The organism is Bdellovibrio sp. HAGR004, assembly GCF_055397015.1.
The window spans coordinates 2,570,576-2,588,712 of the sequence record NZ_AP029176.1 but is presented as its reverse complement, the minus strand read 5'-3'; the positions used below and the strand labels follow the sequence as shown (position 1 = coordinate 2,588,712).

General features: G+C 46.4%; 17 protein-coding genes and 1 pseudogene. 6 read left to right on the top strand and 12 right to left on the bottom strand.

The features are described 5' to 3' along the window. Position 1 precedes the first annotated feature (1 nt). The 3 genes and pseudogenes from ACZ5ZV_RS12920 to ACZ5ZV_RS12910 form a co-directional block, all read right to left on the bottom strand. Positions 2-1,039 carry a cation diffusion facilitator family transporter gene (locus ACZ5ZV_RS12920; protein ID WP_464117486.1) on the bottom strand — a complete coding sequence of 346 codons (1,038 nt, stop codon included), beginning with the start codon at positions 1,037-1,039 and terminating at the stop codon, positions 2-4. Between the two features lie 9 nt (positions 1,040-1,048). Beyond that, positions 1,049-3,499 (bottom strand): heavy metal translocating P-type ATPase, encoded by a 2,451-nt coding sequence (locus ACZ5ZV_RS12915; protein WP_464121419.1) that lies wholly within the window; start codon positions 3,497-3,499, stop codon positions 1,049-1,051. A gap of 198 nt (positions 3,500-3,697) precedes the next feature. Continuing rightward, positions 3,698-3,757: pseudogene (locus tag ACZ5ZV_RS12910) on the bottom strand (hypothetical protein); the annotation flags it as partial. A gap of 301 nt (positions 3,758-4,058) precedes the next feature. On the opposite strand from ACZ5ZV_RS12910, the gene cueR (ACZ5ZV_RS12905) reads away from it, so the two are divergent. The 5 genes from cueR (ACZ5ZV_RS12905) to cueR (ACZ5ZV_RS12885) all read left to right on the top strand — a co-directional run bounded on the left by cueR (ACZ5ZV_RS12905) (position 4,059) and on the right by cueR (ACZ5ZV_RS12885) (position 8,315). Next, positions 4,059-4,451 carry a Cu(I)-responsive transcriptional regulator gene (gene cueR, locus ACZ5ZV_RS12905; RefSeq protein ID WP_464117485.1) on the top strand — a complete coding sequence of 131 codons (393 nt, stop codon included), beginning with the start codon at positions 4,059-4,061 and terminating at the stop codon, positions 4,449-4,451. 21 nt (positions 4,452-4,472) lie between these two features. Beyond that, the gene (locus tag ACZ5ZV_RS12900) at positions 4,473-4,961 is read left to right on the top strand and encodes a DUF305 domain-containing protein (RefSeq protein ID WP_464117484.1); all 489 of its coding nucleotides are present in this window, start codon (positions 4,473-4,475) and stop codon (positions 4,959-4,961) included. 8 nt (positions 4,962-4,969) lie between these two features. Next, the gene (locus tag ACZ5ZV_RS12895) at positions 4,970-7,297 is read left to right on the top strand and encodes a multicopper oxidase domain-containing protein (protein ID WP_464117483.1); all 2,328 of its coding nucleotides are present in this window, start codon (positions 4,970-4,972) and stop codon (positions 7,295-7,297) included. A gap of 90 nt (positions 7,298-7,387) precedes the next feature. Then, complete coding sequence (locus ACZ5ZV_RS12890; RefSeq protein WP_464117482.1) at positions 7,388-7,813, top strand: hypothetical protein; 426 nt, start codon at positions 7,388-7,390, stop codon at positions 7,811-7,813. 100 nt (positions 7,814-7,913) lie between these two features. Then, positions 7,914-8,315 (top strand): Cu(I)-responsive transcriptional regulator, encoded by a 402-nt coding sequence (gene cueR / locus ACZ5ZV_RS12885; protein ID WP_464117481.1) that lies wholly within the window; start codon positions 7,914-7,916, stop codon positions 8,313-8,315. A gap of 54 nt (positions 8,316-8,369) precedes the next feature. On the opposite strand, the gene ACZ5ZV_RS12880 is transcribed toward cueR (ACZ5ZV_RS12885), so the two are convergent. Further along, positions 8,370-8,762 carry a MerR family transcriptional regulator gene (locus ACZ5ZV_RS12880; RefSeq protein ID WP_464117480.1) on the bottom strand — a complete coding sequence of 131 codons (393 nt, stop codon included), beginning with the start codon at positions 8,760-8,762 and terminating at the stop codon, positions 8,370-8,372. A 70-nt stretch (positions 8,763-8,832) separates the two neighbouring features. Here ACZ5ZV_RS12880 and ACZ5ZV_RS12875 point away from each other — a divergent pair, with 70 nt between their 5' ends. Next, on the top strand, positions 8,833-9,453 hold the full coding sequence (locus ACZ5ZV_RS12875; RefSeq protein ID WP_464117479.1) for a cation efflux transmembrane domain-containing protein: 621 nt from the start codon (positions 8,833-8,835) through the stop codon (positions 9,451-9,453). Between the two features lie 2 nt (positions 9,454-9,455). Here the strand turns inward: ACZ5ZV_RS12875 and ACZ5ZV_RS12870 are convergent, their stop codons facing one another. The 8 genes from ACZ5ZV_RS12870 to ACZ5ZV_RS12835 form a co-directional block, all read right to left on the bottom strand. Then, positions 9,456-10,283 (bottom strand): helix-turn-helix domain-containing protein, encoded by an 828-nt coding sequence (locus tag ACZ5ZV_RS12870; protein ID WP_464117478.1) that lies wholly within the window; start codon positions 10,281-10,283, stop codon positions 9,456-9,458. 478 nt (positions 10,284-10,761) lie between these two features. Next, positions 10,762-11,523, bottom strand: coding sequence for a transposase (locus ACZ5ZV_RS12865; RefSeq protein WP_464117477.1), 762 nt, complete (start codon positions 11,521-11,523; stop codon positions 10,762-10,764). A 203-nt stretch (positions 11,524-11,726) separates the two neighbouring features. Continuing rightward, positions 11,727-12,056 carry a transposase gene (locus ACZ5ZV_RS12860; RefSeq protein ID WP_034953877.1) on the bottom strand — a complete coding sequence of 110 codons (330 nt, stop codon included), beginning with the start codon at positions 12,054-12,056 and terminating at the stop codon, positions 11,727-11,729. Positions 12,057-12,125: 69 nt separating this feature from the next. Next, the gene (locus tag ACZ5ZV_RS12855) at positions 12,126-12,455 is read right to left on the bottom strand and encodes a DUF6488 family protein (protein WP_464117476.1); all 330 of its coding nucleotides are present in this window, start codon (positions 12,453-12,455) and stop codon (positions 12,126-12,128) included. A gap of 34 nt (positions 12,456-12,489) precedes the next feature. Beyond that, the gene (locus ACZ5ZV_RS12850; protein ID WP_464117474.1) at positions 12,490-13,248 is read right to left on the bottom strand and encodes a HupE/UreJ family protein; all 759 of its coding nucleotides are present in this window, start codon (positions 13,246-13,248) and stop codon (positions 12,490-12,492) included. Positions 13,249-13,257: 9 nt separating this feature from the next. After that, positions 13,258-16,404 (bottom strand): efflux RND transporter permease subunit, encoded by a 3,147-nt coding sequence (locus ACZ5ZV_RS12845; RefSeq protein WP_464117472.1) that lies wholly within the window; start codon positions 16,402-16,404, stop codon positions 13,258-13,260. Continuing rightward, positions 16,401-16,823: a hypothetical protein gene (locus ACZ5ZV_RS12840; protein ID WP_464117471.1), complete on the bottom strand. Its 423-nt coding sequence runs from the start codon at positions 16,821-16,823 to the stop codon at positions 16,401-16,403. Before ACZ5ZV_RS12840 ends, ACZ5ZV_RS12845 begins: the two co-directional genes overlap by 4 nt. After that, entirely contained in the window at positions 16,820-18,070 is a 1,251-nt protein-coding gene (locus ACZ5ZV_RS12835; protein ID WP_464117470.1) for a TolC family protein, read from the bottom strand. The genes ACZ5ZV_RS12840 and ACZ5ZV_RS12835 overlap by 4 nt, the downstream gene beginning before the upstream one ends. Between the last annotated feature and the right edge of the window lie 67 nt (positions 18,071-18,137).

The window sequence follows — 18,137 nt, the reverse complement described above, 5'->3', positions numbered from 1 at the left end:
GTCATTTAGATTTTGGTTTTTCTAAACTGCAAATGGCAACACCATCCCAGTCCACTCCAACGGTGGCGTGTTCAATTTTGAATCTTTCTCTTAATTCATGTTCGACTTGTTTTGCCACTGTCGGAACGTCAGCGTCAGGTTTTGGTTGAATCTGTAAAGTTGCTAGAGTTCGACCTGACGTGATTAACCAAACGTGGACGTGACTGACTTTATTTAAGCCCTCAACACTTTTAAGCAAATGAGTTTCAACGTCAGATGCAGTCATGTCAGGGGGAGCGCCTTCAAGCAGGATATGAAGTGTGCTTTTGAAAAGGCTCCACGCACTGTTAAGAACTAGAAGCGAAACAAGAACCGAGAGAATTGGATCAATGGGGGTCCAGCCGGTGTACCAAATCACAACGGCGGCAATCACGGCTCCCACTGAGCCCAGAAGGTCTCCCATCACATGAAGGATCGCACCCTTCACATTGACGTGATCCGTATCACCACGAGTAAGGAACCAAAGAACAAAGATATTCACGAGCAATCCACCGATAGCAACGAGGAACATTGAACCCGCTAAAACAGGCTGTGGACTGTGGAATCGCTCATAGGCCTCAAATAGAATCCATCCCACAATTGCAAAGAGTGTGATTGCGTTGATAAGACCCGCGATGACTTCAAATCGAAGATAACCAAACGTGCGGCGTTGGTCGCTTGCGCGACGACCAAAACGAAAAGCCATGTAAGCCAAACCTAGAGCCGCAGCATCAGTCATCATGTGACCCGCATCGGCCAAGAGCGCGAGAGATCCCGAAATGTAGCCGCCCACGGCTTCAACGACCATGAAACCGAGAATAAGGATGAAGGAAATTAAAATCTTTTTTTCATTTCCCTCAGTGACAGCCGGAACGTGCGAATGGTCATGGTCATGGTCATGGTCATCACCGTGATCGTGTCCCTTGTGATCTTTGTGACCGTGGTCGTGTCCTTCATGGCCTTTGTGATCGTGCTTGTGATTGTGCCCTTTGTGATTTTCGTGGTTGTGATTGTTAGCCATAGTAAAACTTTAAACCTTAAATTTTTCTTCGTTATCAATTTTTGCGGATCTAAGTCTGAGTGAGTTCCCGATAACAGAGACGGAGCTCAAACTCATAGCTATACTTGCGATCATTGGACTCAGCAAGAGGCCAAAGACTGGATAGAGCACTCCGGCAGCGACAGGAACGCCGAGGGTGTTGTAGCCGAAAGCGAAGAAAAGGTTCTGTCTGATGTTTTTCATCGTGGCTTGGCTCAGTTTGTGAGCGCGCACAATTCCAGACAGGTCGCCTTTCACCAAAGTCACTCCGGCGCTTTCAATCGCAACGTCAGTTCCGGTGCCCATTGCAATGCCGATGTCAGCTTGCGCGAGTGCTGGGGCGTCATTGATTCCGTCTCCGGCCATCGCCACGCGCTTGCCACTTTGTTGAAGCTTCTTAACAATTTCACCTTTTTGATGAGGAAGCACATCGGCTTCCACTCTGTCGATGCCAAGCTCTTTTGCCACGACGCTTGCGGTGTTTTTGTTGTCACCAGTGAGCATCACAACTTCGATGCCTTGCTCGTGGAAGTATTGAATCGCAGGTTTAGAGGATTCTTTGACCGGATCTTTGACTGTGATTACTCCCGCAGCTTTTCCGTCGATTGCCACAAGCATTGCTCCGTGACCTTTCATTTGAAGGTCTTGCGCGATCTGCGAAAGTTCGTTTGCAGAGATGCGATTTTCTTCCATCAGGCGTTTGTTACCGATGAGAACGGTTCGGCCTGAAATTGTTCCTTTCACTCCCATTCCGGTGACAGAAGAGAAATCCGCAACATTTAAAATCTGAGCGCCGCGCTCTCTTGCGCCCGACACAATGGCTTCAGCGAGTGGATGTTCACTCGAATTTTCAAGGGAAGCTGCAAGCGAAAGCACTTCAGCTTCGTTAAATCCGCCAAGCACTTTCACTTCAGAAAGTTTTGGCTTTCCAAGTGTCAAGGTTCCAGTTTTATCGACAACGAGAGTTGTGATTTTCTCCATGCGTTCTAAGGCTTCGGCGTTTTTAATCAAAACCCCGTGAGTGGCACCTTTACCAGTTCCCACCATGATAGCCATTGGAGTTGCAAGGCCCAGGGCACACGGACACGCAATGATAAGAACCGCAACCGCGTTAATCATCGCATGAGTGAGCTTCGGATCTGGTCCGACCAGATACCAAACCACAGCCGTTGCAACGGCAATCAAGACCACAATCGGAACAAAGTACGAAGACACGGTGTCAGCCAGCTTTTGAATCGGCGCACGACTTCTTTGGGCTTGCGAAACCATCTTTACAATCTGCGAAAGAAGAGTGTCTGATCCTACTTTGGTTGCCTTCATGACGAACGACCCCGTGGTGTTCACGGTCGCTCCCGTAACTTTATCGCCAACTTCTTTTTCAACTGGGATCGGCTCGCCCGAAATCATTGACTCATCAATGACGGATCTTCCATCAGTGACTTCGCCATCGGTCGGAACTTTTTCACCAGGGCGAACGCGCAGGAGGTCGCCTGGGCGAATGTCATCAATTGAAACATCCTCTTCGGTTCCATCTGGTCTGATTCGTCGCGCAGTTTTCGCGGCAAGACCTAGAAGGGCTTTGATTGCGTTTCCGGTTTGGCTTCGTGCGCGGAGCTCAAGGACTTGGCCTAGGAGAACTAGGGCCGTGATCGTGGCGGCCGCTTCAAAGTACAGAGGCACTTGTCCACCGTGCGCGATCATGCTTTCAGGAATGATTGAAGGGAAAAAGGTTGCAACGACACTGAACGCGTAGGCAACGCCGGTTCCAATCGCAATCAGCGTGAACATATTCAGGTTCCAAGTTTTAATTGAATACCAGCCACGATGAAAGAACGGATAGCCTGCCCAAAGAACGACAGGCGTCGCAAGAAGAAGCTGAATGCCAGCATAGATCCAATGCGGAAGACTCATTTGAACAGGTTGCCCCGGAATAATGTCCGACATCGCAAAAAGCAGAAGCGGAATTGCGAGGAACGCGCTTACTTTCAATCGCTTTTTAAAGTCCGTGAGTTCAGGATTTTCACCTTCATCCAAAGAGACTTCTTCAGGCTCAAGAGCCATGCCGCATTTTGGACAGGTCCCAGGGCCGACTTGCCTGACTTCGGGGTCCATTGGGCAAGTGTACATTCGTTTATCGCTGGCATCGGCTTTCGGCGTTTCGCTTTTCTTATGAAGATACGCGTGAGGGTCCGCATCGAACTTGGTTTTACATTTCGGGTTGCAGAAGAAATAATCCTTGCCGTCAAAAGTGCTCTTGCCCCCTTTGGCATTATTTGGATCTACTTTCATTCCGCAAACCGGATCAATTACGGTTGATGCTTTTTGAATGTAGGATTGAGGGTCGGCGTCGAATTTCGTTTTGCACTTGGGGTTACAGAAAAAATAATCTTTTCCGTCAACGGTGCTTTTGCCGCCCTTGGCAGTTTGAGGATTGATCTTCATTCCGCACACGGGATCAGTCACAAGCTGATCTGCGGCTTGCGCCTTTGCTTTTGGGGCGCAGCAGCCGCCACCATGTTCTGCATGAGCTTTATTTTCGCCCTCAGCGGCGCTCGGTGTGTGACAGCTATCTTTTCCGCCGTGAATATACGCGAAGGGATTCTCATCAAACTTCGCTTTGCATTTAGGATTGCAGAAGAAATAGTCGTCGCCTTGAAAATTGCTTTTGCCGCCCTTAGCGGTTGCGGGATCAATTTGCATTCCGCAAACTGGGTCGGTTACTTTTTTGGTCTCTGCTTTTGAGTTGTGAACACCACAGCAGCCATGTTCGCCGTGGTCATGCCCCTGATGATTGTGGTGATTGTCGTGTGTCATATACTGCTCCTTGAATGCAAATATCCTTAATCTGAGTTCATTCTGCACCTTCCAAGCGTTGGAAGGTCAATAGACTATCCAAAGAATTGTAATCTTCCGAGAATTTACGCGCTGTTTCAATATGTTGCACCATGTTCATGTAGAGCCCTCTTGACCTTCCAACTATTGGAAGGATTACGCTGGAATCATGAATATAGGTCAAGCCGCGAAAGCCTCAGGAGTAAATGCAAAGTTGATTCGTCACTACGAATCTATTGGAATCATTCCCAAAGCCAGCCGTTCAGAATCCGGCTATCGAAAGTACAGCGAAAGCGATGTGTACACCTTGTGTTTTGTGAAACGCGCTAGAACTCTAGGCTTTTCCATGAAAGATATTAAAAAGCTCGTGAGCCTTTGGCGCAACCGCTCAAGAAAGAGTTCGGACGTGAAAGCGTTGACTCTGGCTCATGTAAGAGAATTAGAAGACAAGATCCAAGCCCTTCAATCCATCAGAAATACTTTAGTGGATCTTGCCCTTCACTGTCATGGCGATGATAGGCCGACGTGCCCCATTTTAGAGGACTTTACGAAGAAAAAATAAACCACAAAACAAAGAGGAAATATGAAACATCAAAATCACGGCTCTCACGATCAGCATCAACAAGGCCTGAATCCCTACACGGGATTAGCCCTCATGACCTTTCTGCATTTCTTATTTATGTACGGAATGAACTTTCTGATGGTCGATGCCGCCAGCAGTATTTTCATGAACATCAATGCGCTCTACATGACACTTTGGATGGTCGCTCCTTCGGTCGTGATTATGATTATTTTAATGAAGGAGATGTATCCAAACAAAAAACTAAACGCTGCGCTCTCTGGCGTTTCGATTTTGATTTTTGTGCTGTCCTTTATTTTCATCCGTCAGCAGACATTCGTTGGGGATAAACAGTTTGTCCGCTCTATGATCCCGCACCACTCAGGCGCGATCTTGATGTGTCAGGAAGGTAAGCTTGAAGACGCAGAGTTAAAAAGCCTTTGCGCCGATATTATCAAGGCACAACATGACGAAATTGAGAAAATGAAAACCATCTTGAAAAGACTCGAATAGGAAATTTTATGAAAAGTTTGTTGTTATTTGTTTTGATGAGTCTCCCGCTTTCGTCTTTCGCAAAGACCGTTCGCTATGAACTGACAATCAGAAATGAACCCGTCAACATGAGTGGAAAAAAGACCGTGGATTTTGCGCTCACCGTGAACGGCGGTATTCCTGCGCCAACGTTAGAGTTTACTGAGGGAGATGATGCTGAAATCACGGTCAAAAACGAGCTTAAAAACTCCAACGAAGACGTTTCAATCCACTGGCACGGCATTCTTTTGCCGCCGCTTGAGGACGGAGTTCCGTTCGTAAATACTCCGCCGATCTATCCAGGGAAATCTCGCACGTTTAAGTTTCCAATTCGCCAGAACGGAACCTACTGGTATCACTCTCACACGATGCTTCAGGAGCAAAAAGGTGTCTTTGGTTCAATCGTCATTCATCCAAAAAAAGAAACGATAAAAGTAGATAAAGAAGCCGTCGTTGTTTTGAGCGACTGGTCGGATGAAAACGCCGATCATATTCTTCGCAATCTCAAAAAAGATGGCGACTACTATCTTTATAAAAAAGGCACCATGCGATCCTACTTTGAAGCCATCAAAGAAGGAAAGCTCATGAACCAATTCAAAAACGAGTGGACACGCATGGGGGGCATGGACCTCTCAGACGTTGGCTACGACGCATTTTTGATTAACGGTAAACCCGTGTCACAACTTTTGGAAGCGCACCCAGGACAGCGCATTCGTCTCAGAATTATCAATGCGGCCGCTTCAAGTTATTTCCAGGTTTCGTTAGGAGGATTGCCGATGACGGTCATTTCTTCGGATGGAATAGACATTGAACCTATTCAGACAAACGAAATTCTGATGGGCATGGCTGAAACCTACGACGTACTTTTCACGGTGCCTGAGCATAAAAACTACGAGTTGCGCGCAACCTGCCAAGACGGAACTGGTTACGCATCTACGTTCATCGGTATGGGTGAAAAGGTTTTCGCAAAGGATGTTCCTAAGCCAGATCTTTACGCCACGATGGACCACGATATGTCCGGGATGGATCACTCTGCGATGGGTGGAATGGACCACTCGAAAATGAGCGGTATGGATCACAGTAAAATGCAAGGCATGGATCATAGTCAGATGAAAGACATGGACCATTCTAAAATGAAGGAGATGGATCACTCCAAAATGGGCGAAATGGACCATAGCAAAATGCAAGGGATGGATCACTCGAAAATGAAAGGCATGGACCATTCTGAATCTAAGCCCAAGAAATCCACCCCAGCAAAAGAAGATCACTCTGGTCACGATATGAAAGGCGCTCAAGCCACCCCAATGACGATGGCATCAGGGAAGGTCATCGAACAATTGAGCGTCGATAAACTGAAGGCGTTGGAGCCGATCAATTTCCCAAAAAACGCGAAGGTCCATGATCTTAAGCTTGTTCTTAACGGTGATATGAGACGTTATGTATGGCACATCAATGGAAAAACGATTTCCGAGGATCGCTTGCTTACAGTGAATCCGGGAGAGATTGTTCGCATCACTTATCAGAACGACAGCATGATGCACCATCCGATGCACTTGCACGGCCATTTCTTCCGCGTCATCAATGAAAACGGAACTTATTCGCCTTGGAAACATACCGTGGACGTACCTCCAATGGGTTCGCGCACAATTGAATTTTACACGGATGAAGTTGGTCAATGGATGCTCCACTGCCACAACCTCTTCCACATGGATACAGGTATGGCTAGAGTCGTTAAATACTCAAATTTCGCATTAGAGGGCGAAATGGCCGAACACGATAAGCACGATCATCATCGCATGGACCCTTGGTTCAATTACGGCCGCGTGGAACTTTCCTCTAACCACATGGAAGGCAACTTCAGAATCTCTCAAGCCTGGAATGAGTTTTCTGCTCGCATTGAAGGCGCAAATATCAAAGGCAAAAACTTTGACTATAACTTCAAGGATGAATGGGACTACGAAGGCGATGTCTTTTACCGTCGCTGGTTTAATAATTGGACGAATCTCATCGTGGGGGGAACATCCTACGGAGAAAAAACTCACGGCGTAATTGGTATCGGACATTTCCTTCCGATGATGATCGAGACGAATTTATTAGTGAATCACGATGGGAAATTTCGATTGGATATTGAGCGCGAATTTCAATGGACGAAGACGGTCTTTTCAGAGCTTGAGTTTACATGGCGACCGGACAATCAAGGGGGCGAACACGAAACGGAATTTGAACTCTCTTTGATGTATTCACCGAAATGGGAATGGGCTGCCGGATTGATGCTGACGAATGATAGTTTAGGGGCTGGCTTTGAGTATCAATTCTAAGGGCTCTTGCACGGCGCGAGGAGTTTCAAATTAAAAAATGGATTCAATTTAGAAAAGAAGAACTTTAACCTAAAAGAAGAGGAAAAAAATATGAAAACAATCACGACGCTTTTATTCTCAGTATTCGTTTCGGCAACTGCATTTGCCCAGTCGCCCCATCAGGGGCACGACATGAGCTGGAAAGTTGTTCCGAATGAAACTGTGTGCATGGTCACGGAAAAGCACTTCGGTAAGCCACAAATTCCCGTGAAAGTGAGCGGCAAAACTTATTACGGGTGCTGCGACAACTGCAAGAAAACCCTCTCTGAAGATAAAACCGCAAGAACGGCCACTGACCCGCTTACGAAAAAGTCGGTCGATAAAGCCACAGCTATCATCGCCGCAAACGACGCAGGAGATGTGATGTACTTTGCGAACAAAAAGAACTTTGAGAAATACATGAAAGATCCTTCGCTGCACGGATCTGAGGGTTCGTCGAAATCGACAGACTCTCACGAGGGTCACGGCGGTCACTGATAGGATAGATACAATGCGGCGGGAGAATCTAACCATTCTCTGACTGAAGTTGCGGTCAACCCCTTGACCTTACAATAATTAGAAGGTTTAAACTTAAATTATGAATATAGGTGAAGCGGCGAAAGCCTCCGGTGTAAATGCAAAATTGATTCGTCACTACGAATCAATCGGAATCATCCCTAAAGCTAGTCGGTCGGAGTCCGGCTATAGGAAGTATTCTGAAAATGACGTTCACATTCTTACGTTCGTCAGACGTTCTCGAAGTTTGGGTTTCTCCATGAAGGAAATCAAAAAACTTGTGAGCCTCTGGCGAAACCGCTCGAGGGCAAGTTCCGAAGTTAAGAGCATGACCATGACCCATATCAAGGCTCTGGAAGAAAAAATCCAAGATCTTCAAGCGATCAAGAACACGTTATCTAACCTCGCAAAACACTGCCACGGCGACGAGAGGCCGACTTGTCCGATTCTCGAAGACATTTCCGAGAACCGACAAAGTTTATAAAAATAAATGCTCTCCCAAGAGACCGCGCTGACGGTCTCTTTCTTTTAAGCTATCTCATCGGGCTTGTAAGCTTTGAATGATCCGGCAATCCTTTGGATCAAGTTCGGAATTGCACACAGAGCGAAGCTCAGAGAGAGTTTTCTCCAACCGCTTAAGCTCCAAAATCCGTGAGCGAAGTTTAGCAAGCTGATCGTCAATCACCTGATTGGCTTCTCGGCAAGATTTGGTCGAGCCCGCGCGCACTCGCAAGAGCTTTTGAACTTCAGGCAGAGGAATATCCAATGATCGACAGTGCGATATGAACTCAAGCACTGCTTCGGCATCTTTCGAGAACTCTCGATATCCATTTTCGGCGCGAACAGGGCTTTTAATAAGCCCCTCTTTTTCGTAAAAACGAATGCTGTCTATACTCACGCCGACTTTTTTGGATAGCTCTCCGATTCTCATAAATCTCGTTTACTCTTGACCCTTGAGTAACTCAAGGGTTTTTAATGTACATGATAAGGCGCGGTGAATTATGGCAAAAAGTTGTTGCGAAGAAAAATCAACCGAATTGGAAGCTCTACGAGAAAGACAGGGCTCGGTTTTAAAATGGGTTCTCGCAATCAACGCGATCATGTTTTTCGTGGAGTTTGGCTTCGGAGTTTTTTCTCGTTCATCGGCATTGATGGCGGACTCTCTGGATATGCTTGGGGATGCGGCTGTCTATGGTTTTAGCCTTTATGCTTTAAATCGTGGCAGTCTATGGCGAGCAAGAGCGGGTCTTTCCAAAGGACTTGTGATGGCGGTGTTCGGTCTTTTTGTATTGGTCGAAACTGTTTCTCGGTTGCTTGCTGCTTCCGTTCCACTCGCTGAGCCAATGGGGATCATTGGCGCTGTCGCCCTGATTGCTAACGTCGTTTGTTTGATTTTGCTCTATCGTCATCGAGCTGATGATGTGAATATGCGCTCCACTTGGTTATGCTCACGAAATGACATCATTGCGAACGTAGGAGTTCTAGGCGCTTCCGTTTTAGTTTCTGTCACACAATCTGGAATCCCAGATGCCGTTATTGGGTTATCTATTTCATTCTTATTCTTAAAGTCTGCTCTAACTGTAGTTCAGGAGGCAAAAACAGAAATGAGGTCAATATCTTAGTTTTACGTTTCGCCGAGAGACTTGGCTTCCTTCTTCAGATAGCTCTTGGGCGAAAGGCCGAACTGACTACGAAACGCATTCACGAAGGCACTTGGAGTTGAAAAATCCAATAGGTCCGCAAGCTCTTTTACATTTTGCCCATTCGATAAATGAATCAAGGATGCTTGAAGAAGTACGCGCTTTCTCCATGCAACGAATGACAAACCCATTTCTTTAAAGAACCTCTCAGTGAAGGTTCTTCTCGACATCCCGGATTTCTTCGCCCAGTAATCAATGTTTTCTTTGATGCCAGGGCTCATCAAAATTTCGTGCGCTACTTTAAAGATTTTTGGACACTTTGGAACCGGAATGACTAAATGACGAATGGGTTCGGAGCGATCCAGCTCGTCAATGAAAGCCATGACCAGTCTTTTCAAGGTAGAATCTTTTTCTTCTGTCGATGACACCTTCGTATTGACGATCTTTTCACAAAGACCCTCGATGAGCAGACGCGCTTTAAAAATCTCAGGACTTACGCAGTGTTTTCTCACGGATTTTTTGATAGGGATATTGATATGCCACACGAGGACATCAACCCTGAAAGACAACTCGAAATAAAGCGAATCAGCAGGAATGAAAATCATCATGCCTGCCGAAACAACGTGATACTCGCTTTGAAAAACGTAACCGATCACGCCTGAGCGGATAAGGATAAGAACATGATCCGCGTGAGTCCGCGGGGTTCTTGATACCATGTCCGCAGTAAAATTTAAGATGCCTCCTGTGACAATTCCAGAAGGACCGAAATTCCTACTTGGAAAATCGGTCGAAGCAGATTCAAGCTTTTTCATACGTCAAAAAAGCCAGCGAACTTCTACAGATCCTGAAGGCATAGCTTTATCAAGAACGATATTTTTTAATTTGATGATTGTTGAGATCCAAGATTCCATTTTGCACCTTTATCTCTCTGACAGTTTGTCTGATGAAGAGGCGGTGCGAATGGTATTTCTGTCGATTTCTCCTTGTTGATTTAGCATTTTAATTCTCCTTGATTATGACCAACCCTCATCCTCGGGCTTCCAACAATTGGAAGGTCAAGGGGTATTTAGAAAAAATGGAAACAAAAAGCGCAAGTAATTGAATGAGATCAGGCTTTTTCCGGGTTTTAATGACTGCCGTAAACGAGCCTTAGTAAGATCCTCCGTCCGCGAAAGCCATCGCGGAGCGGAGGACGAACTTTTTCGCTATTTAGTTACTTGCCCGTGAAGTTGGAACCATTCAGGTATCCATTGTCTAGCTTTTTTCTTTCCGGAAGTTTGACGCAATAATTTAGTGTAGAGTTTTCATTTTTTCTTCCCGATTTTTTGACTTTCGATCTGCTCTGGCATTTTCAATTTTTTCACGGCGTTCATTTAATACCAGACCACCGCGACCAAAAAACATATCTGCTGGGCGTAAAAAGTTGATTCCCGCATGCAGCCGCTGGTGATTGTATTCGTAGCTGTACTTGTTCAGTATTTCCCAGGCCTCTGCAAAGTCGCTAGGCTGCCCTGGGCGAAGAGCTTCTTGTTTGACCGTGCCGTTGAGCCTTTCGATCTTTCCGTTGGTCTGAGGATGATTTCTGCGCGTAAATACCTGCTGGATCTCGAGCTTCTGTAAAAGTCTTTTAAAATCGTGACTGATAAATTGGCTGCCATTGTCGTTGATCAGCCTTGGCTTGGCATGGGGGTACTTGTCTTTCACTCGCTGAACAAAGCCTTCAACTGAACCACCCAGCATGTCAGTCATTAATTCCCAGTCGAGCAAGTATCTTGAGTACCCATCAAGCATCATAATTAAAAAATAAAAAACTCCACCAACTTTGACGTATGCGATGTCCGTGTGCCAGTGATAGTGAACATGCTTGGGCTTGTGGCGGTATTCTTTTTCAGTGCCGCTATTTTCGACTCGGTTCCAGCCTTGAAGTCGATTGTGTTCAGATAAAATATCGTACACTTTACTCTCTGATAAAAAGGCCACATTTTCGTCGACCATTTGCCAGGTGAACTTGCGGTAGCCAATATCCGGATGTAGATCTCGATACGCTAACACTGCCGCCACCTCATCAGGACGAACGCTTGCGGCACTTAGGACAGGCTTTTTTTCTGAAACGACATTCGGCAGCTTTTGCCAGTCGTAATAGGTGGATTTTTTTATACCAAATAATTCTAAAATAATTTCTAAAGAAAGATCCGTTCGCTGCTGAAAATTAGAAATGTCAGCGGCCGCAACGGATCTTAAATGCCTCGGAATCTCTACAGAAGGCCCGATTCCCCAAGACTTTTTTTTAATTCAATAACTTCACCGGCGATGTCGGCAATAATGGCTTGTTGGCGTAAGTTCTTCTTTTCAAGTTCCTCGATCTTACGAAGCTCCGCCTTAGTGGGGCCAGAGTCAGGCTTTTTAAACCCATTCAGAGCAGCTTTTAAAAACTGTTCCTGCCAGCGATAAAACCCGGCGGGACTGATATCATACTTCTTGCAAATCTCCGACACAGAGGTCTTTGTCGTCATCTGCTCTTTTACGATTTTGAATTTCTGGTCTGGCGTGTAGTGCCGACGTGCTTTACCCTGATCTTGTTCCATTTGCTTCAACTCCTTTTGACGCAATATCGAGATTAAATCATCCCTTAAATATCCGCGTCAAAAGTCCGATTAACAAAAAAGCGGGACACCATCTTGCGTGATAAAGACGAAAAGAGACTTCTTTCCTTCAGGCTGACTTTCGCTATTGAAAGTTGCGACCCATTCTTTTCCCTTTGCAAAATCACGAAGCTCCGCTTTCGATGGCTTAACTGATGCAAAGCTGGCTTTGCTAGGATCTTTCGCGGCGATCAATTTGATTGCCGACTCAGCTCCTGCCAAAACTTCAGATTCAGTACATGCCTTCGCTTTTTGGCACTTCGCCACCTGCGGTGGATGTTCTCCGTGAGCCCAAGTGTATTGGGCACAACCTAGTGCTAGTAACAATGCTACGATTTTCATATTGCCTCCTTTGGCGTTGTTGTTGTGGTAGCGGTTAATGGGTGTTCATTTCTTCTTGTTGCATGTCTTGATGGACGTGAGAGTGATCGTCACGATTCAATGGAAAAGCATCTGGATCAGATCCATGCCAGTATCCGTGGAACTGCATGAAGAACAGAAAAACTCCTCCGGCGATCAGCCCTACATTCGCGGCTTTTGCGAACTTCATATAGGCAGCAGCTTTTCTCCAGCCGCTAAGTAGTATCAGCATTGCCGTAAGAGCCACGATTTGCCCGATTTCAACTCCGACGTTGAACGAGAGGATTCTAAACAGCATCTGGAAACTGTCATCTCCGAGAGGGAGCTGTTGTAGTCTTGTCGAAAGACCAAACCCATGAATAAGACCGAAGAAAAAGACCATCTTCAAAAGACTTGGAGCCTTCCAATCGAAGAACTTTTTAAATCCGTCGATATTCTCGAAACCTTTGTACATCACACTGAGTGCGATAACGGCATCAATCAGATAGTAGTTCGCGGTGATCTTAAAGAAGGTCGCAAACACCAAGGTGATACAGTGTCCGAACGTGAACACGCTGATGAATTTAACAATGTCTCGGAAAGACGTTAGAAAGAATATGACCCCAAAAATAAACAGTAAGTGATCATAACCCGTCAGCATATGACTGGCTCCAAGCCAGACATACTTTCCATATCCACCGCTAAGCATTGCGGCTCGATCCGCGGCTGAAATTCCATGCGCCCATGCGCTGGAACTCGCTAGAATTGTCGTTAATAAGAAAATTAGTTGTCTCATTTTTTACTCCTATGGATGAGTTGTTTCATTGTTGTTAAATTTAAAATGGCGTTCAAAAGCTAGGTAAAGTGCCGGCAGCACGAGCAGCGTGAGAAGTGTTGACGAAACAATTCCGCCAATTACGACCGACGCCAGCGGCTTCTGAACTTCGGCACCAATTCCAGTAGAGATCATCATTGGCAGGAATCCAAAAATGTCCACCAGAGCTGTCATCAAAACTGGCCGTAATCGAAGAAGCGCACCGCGAGTCACGACTTCATGCGCGCCGAGATTCTCTTTTCGGAGCTCGTTGAAGTAGTTCACGAGAACGACGCCGTTTAGAACGGCGATTCCCGAAAGCGCAATGAAGCCAACGCCCGCCGTGATACTGAACGGAAGCCCATTCAGCATGAGTCCTAAAACTCCACCGACCAAAGACATCGGTACGCAGACGAAGATAAGTAGCGTCTCTCCGATGCTCTTAAATGCGGCGTAGATCATCATAAGAACCAGAAGCAGTGCTAAGGGTGCAAGAAGCATCAAACGCGATTTAGCCGTCTGAAGATTCCTAAATGTTCCGGTCCATTCGATGTAATAGCCTTCAGGCAATTTAATCTGGGCTTCCACGGCGGCGCGCGCCTCATTGACGAAGCTCTCAGTGTCCCTTCCGTGAGGATTGATAAGAACTGCTGCGCGACGTTTTCCATCTTCGCGGACAATAGTTCCGTAGGCTTCTTCAAATTTAATGTCGGCCAGTTCGCTCAAAGGTGCGGTGGCATTGTTTCCATACCCCACGGGAAGGCCACGAATCGCATCTAAATCAGATCGTCGGTCTTCACTTAAGCGCACAAAAATTGGAAATCGTCGTTCGCCCTGATAGAGCATTCCAGCTTCTGCGCCACCAAGTGCAACACCCACTGTCTGTAGAACGGATTGAGTAGGAATGCCCATTGACCGCAAAACATCTTTCTTTGGCGTCACACGCAAAAGAGGTGATGTTCCGCGGAGTTCAGTTTCAACTTCTCCCGCACCTTCAATTTTCTCTACAATTGCGGCAATTTGTTTTGTGATCGACGAGAGCGTTGCCATGTCATCACCGTAAAGCTTCACGGAAACATCGGATTTTGAACCTTCAAGAAGATCGTTGAAACGCATTTGAATCGGCTGACTGCGGAGAACCGATTGACCTGGCAATTCAGCATCAAGTCTCTCGATAATTGCATTGGCAACTTCCGTGCGAGTTCGCTTCCGTCCCTCGATCAGCGGCCACTCTTTCTCTGGCTTATAGATCACGTATGTATCCGCTTGGTTCACACCCATCGGATCATTTGCAATTTCAGAAGTGCCGATTTTCGAGAAAGTAAATGCGACCTCGGGGAAATCTGAAGCTATTTCCTCGGTTTTTGCCTGAAGCACGACTGACTGATCAATGCTGACATTCACCGGACGAGTTGTCTGAACAAGAAGCGTTCCTTCGTCGAGCTGAGGAAGAAACTCGCCCCCTAAGCGCATGAAAAGAACTGCTCCTAAAACAGTGGCTGCAATGCCGACACCTGCGGTTGCAAGACGGTGCCGAAGAACAAAGGCCAAGACCGGAGCATAAAGTTGCTCTAGCTTTCTCATCAGCCAAGGTTCTTTATCGACCACTTTTCCTGTCATCAAAATGCTTGCGAGTGCTGGTGCAGTCGTGAAGGACAGAATTAGCGCCGCGACAATAGCGATAATGAAGGTCGCAGCCATTGGCCGAAACATTTTACCTTCAACTCCAACAAGTGAAAAAATAGGTAGGAAAACCACAACGATGATAAGTTGTCCGAATCCCGCCGCAGTACGAATGTGAACTGTAGCATCGTAAATGGCTTTCTGAAGTTCTTCCTTTGTGAGAGTTCGCTTTAGCGCGGTTGAACGATCTTGAATGACCCGAACGCAGTGATCCAAAAGGATAACTGTTCCATCAACGATGATCCCGAAATCGAGAGCGCCAAGACTCATCAAATTCCCTGAAATGTTAAAATATCTCATCGCGATAAATGTGATCAGGAGCGAAAGTGGAATGGTGACTGCGGTGATAATTGCAGCGCGGATATTCCCCATCAGGAGAGCAAGAACCACAATGACAAGAAATGCCCCTGTTAAAAGGTTGTGCTCAACTGTTCCGATAGTAGAACTCACGAGATCTGAACGAATATAAAGCGTCTCGATCCTATAACCCTTGGGCATTCCCTCTTGAATTTCCTTAAGGCGATCCGCCACTCTGATAGCAACTGTCCGGCTGTTTTCACCCATGAGCATCATCACGGTGCCAACGACGGCCTCTCGTGCTCGAACGAGTCCGGCACCGGATCGAAGTTCAGTCGCTAGTCTGACGTCGGCAACGTCTCCAATGGTGATCGTTTTAAAGTTTTCAAGAGACTTTAGAGGTACTGACTTGATGTCCTCCATGTCTTGAAGGAGGCCGACAGCTTGAACAAGAAACTGCTCTCCGGTTTGTTGAACATAGCCGCCACCCAGATTTTTATTAGTGCGTTGGATTGCGTCTATAATCTCGGAGAATTGAACTCCGTACCTCGCCATCTTTTGCGTGTCCGGCTGAATATGAAACTGCTTCTCGAATCCACCGATGGTATTCACTTCTGCGACACCTTTTACGGTTAGAAGTCGCGGCTTCACATACCATTCCTGGATCGTTCGCATTTCCATCAACTGCTCAAGACGCTTGTCTCCGGTTTCAATTTTTTCCGCTTCAACCGAATAGTGAACGATTTCACCAAGGCCGGAGCTGATAGGGCCAGGTTCAGGGCGAATGCCTGCCGGCAGAGAACCCGAAACAGATTGCAGGCGTTCACTTACAAGCTGACGTGCTCGATAAATATCAATGTCGTCTTCAAAAATGACTGTAACCTGGGAGAGATTGAAACGCGTGAGTGAGCGCACTTCTTCGACCCCAGCGAGCCCTCTCATTGCTGTTTCGATCACGAAGGTGACATTCTTTTCCGTCTCTTCTGGTGAAAGGCCATCGACCTCAGTGTTGATTTGAACTTGGTTGTTCGTAACGTCTGGAACTGCGTCGATCGGCAAATTCTCAAAGGTGATCCAACCCGCAATAGCGATCCCCACCGTAAGAGCAAGCACGGCCATTCTGTTATAAATTGAAAATGCTATGATTCGGCTTATCATTCTTCACCTCCGAAAGCGTCCATCTCACTCACCCGCAGGAGAGCGACGCCTTGAACTGCGACTTCATCATTGTCACGAAGTTCGCTGCTGGAGATTTCAACAGCCTGAGATTTCTTTTGTATCTGAACTTCAATCAGTTTGAACCAGCCATCGCGGTAGCGGTAGACACCTGCTTTATCTCCGTAATGAACAATTGAAGATTGCGGAATTGAGAATGGTCTTGTGCCGAGTTTTTTTGTTTTCACTCCAATGACTTCTCTGGCTTTGTCACTGAGTCTAAATCCGTCTTTAAGATTGGCTTCTTGAACTGCGAGAGTTGGTCCCGCTCTGAAACCTTCGGAGCCTTCAGGTGATTGAGCGTGGGAGAAGTTAAAGCCAATAAAAATAGAAAATGGCAGTAAGTAGATTTTGAATCTCATAGCCCCTCCGAAAGCAAGCGACCCTGAACTGAATAGATTTTTGCCAACGCTTCAATTGCAGACGTTTCTTGTTCATTTATACTTCGAGTGTAATCGGCCAATTGCCGATGAATTTCGATGATGAGTGAGCTCGGAACAATTCCATTTGCAAAAGACGATTCGACTTCTCTGTGTTTGCGTTGAAGGTCAGATGCGGAAATTGTGGATTTGAGTAACTGGACAATTTCCTCATAGGTCTGACGATTTAAGTTTAGCTCGTTGCGTTCTTCCCGTACTGTAGCCGTGGCAGTGGCTTCTGCGACCGAGACGCCTGCATTTGCGTATGATTTTCCTGCACCGTTGAGATTGAAAATGGGAATTGCGAAACTGATATTAACGCCTAGTTGTTGATAGCGTTGACTGCCTTGCGACTGAGTTTCAAAGGTAGGTCCAATTTGAAGATCCGGCCAAGCAAGGCTTTTTGCAGACTCAAGTTCGGCCAATGCAACCGCAACCTCTGCTTGAGATTTTCTGATCGCGGCGCTTTTCAAATTAGCTTCTTCTGTCCCATCTGAAATTTTCGGCCAGTCTTTGCGACGGGCGGGATAGAAGTCTCTGCGGACATCAAGTTTTCGTCCAACTGCGATTTCAAGGTATCGTTCATGAACTCGCGCTTCGCGCACAAGCGGCTGTCGGCGCACCCGATAGTCACTAGCTGCAATATCCAGAACCGAATACGTCGCACGTTGTTCAGGAGTCATGCGGGGGCGTGAGCGGTATTGTTTTTGAATTTTCTCGAAGGTGGATAAAGCGTCGTCGTAAATCTCAATTTCCTCTGAGATCTGCCGCAGTCTAATCATGGAGAGATACGTCCTTAAATATATCTCCTCTTGAGTAAGCTGAAGATCTATCTCGCTCACTTCAACCAACGCTTTCGCTTTTTTTATTCGAGACCCACGCTTGCCACCTAACTCGAATGGCTGGGCTAAATTGACTTGCGTGTAATCAACGCGTTCGTCGCTATTAGTCTTGCCAGACAGAATCTGGGTGCTGATTTGAGGGTTTGGGATTTGTTCCGCAACGCCGGTCAAATTTTGGTTCTGATCAAGCACCAGCCTTGATCGTTGGGTGCTCGGATGATTCTGAATAGAGCACCGAAGAACGTCTTTATAACTGGATAGACTTTGGCAAGCCTGAGTTTGCGTCTGGGCAAATACTGGTATGCCAAGCATTCCTAGCCATAGAGACAAAAGTAGTCTCGCCGACATAAATACCTTTCGCAGCAGAGTGCTGCTGTTTTAATTTTGAATTTTGTTGATGACGGCGTTAGGACGC

Bases quoted from the DNA above. Each gene is read 5' to 3' on its own strand.
- ACZ5ZV_RS12855 (WP_464117476.1), bottom strand. From the start codon at position 12,455: ATGAAAATCGTAGCATTGTTACTAGCACTAGGTTGTGCCCAATACACT.
- cueR (WP_464117481.1), top strand. From the start codon at position 7,914: ATGAATATAGGTGAAGCGGCGAAAGCCTCCGGTGTAAATGCAAAATTG.
- ACZ5ZV_RS12845 (WP_464117472.1), bottom strand. From the start codon at position 16,404: ATGATAAGCCGAATCATAGCATTTTCAATTTATAACAGAATGGCCGTG.
- cueR (WP_464117485.1), top strand. From the start codon at position 4,059: ATGAATATAGGTCAAGCCGCGAAAGCCTCAGGAGTAAATGCAAAGTTG.
- ACZ5ZV_RS12895 (WP_464117483.1), top strand. From the start codon at position 4,970: ATGAAAAGTTTGTTGTTATTTGTTTTGATGAGTCTCCCGCTTTCGTCT.
- ACZ5ZV_RS12860 (WP_034953877.1), bottom strand. From the start codon at position 12,056: ATGGAACAAGATCAGGGTAAAGCACGTCGGCACTACACGCCAGACCAG.
- ACZ5ZV_RS12840 (WP_464117471.1), bottom strand. From the start codon at position 16,823: ATGAGATTCAAAATCTACTTACTGCCATTTTCTATTTTTATTGGCTTT.
- ACZ5ZV_RS12890 (WP_464117482.1), top strand. From the start codon at position 7,388: ATGAAAACAATCACGACGCTTTTATTCTCAGTATTCGTTTCGGCAACT.
- ACZ5ZV_RS12875 (WP_464117479.1), top strand. From the start codon at position 8,833: ATGGCAAAAAGTTGTTGCGAAGAAAAATCAACCGAATTGGAAGCTCTA.
- ACZ5ZV_RS12850 (WP_464117474.1), bottom strand. From the start codon at position 13,248: ATGAGACAACTAATTTTCTTATTAACGACAATTCTAGCGAGTTCCAGC.
- ACZ5ZV_RS12870 (WP_464117478.1), bottom strand. From the start codon at position 10,283: ATGAAAAAGCTTGAATCTGCTTCGACCGATTTTCCAAGTAGGAATTTC.
- ACZ5ZV_RS12835 (WP_464117470.1), bottom strand. From the start codon at position 18,070: ATGTCGGCGAGACTACTTTTGTCTCTATGGCTAGGAATGCTTGGCATA.
- ACZ5ZV_RS12920 (WP_464117486.1), bottom strand. From the start codon at position 1,039: ATGGCTAACAATCACAACCACGAAAATCACAAAGGGCACAATCACAAG.
- ACZ5ZV_RS12880 (WP_464117480.1), bottom strand. From the start codon at position 8,762: ATGAGAATCGGAGAGCTATCCAAAAAAGTCGGCGTGAGTATAGACAGC.
- ACZ5ZV_RS12900 (WP_464117484.1), top strand. From the start codon at position 4,473: ATGAAACATCAAAATCACGGCTCTCACGATCAGCATCAACAAGGCCTG.
- ACZ5ZV_RS12915 (WP_464121419.1), bottom strand. From the start codon at position 3,499: ATGAAGATCAATCCTCAAACTGCCAAGGGCGGCAAAAGCACCGTTGAC.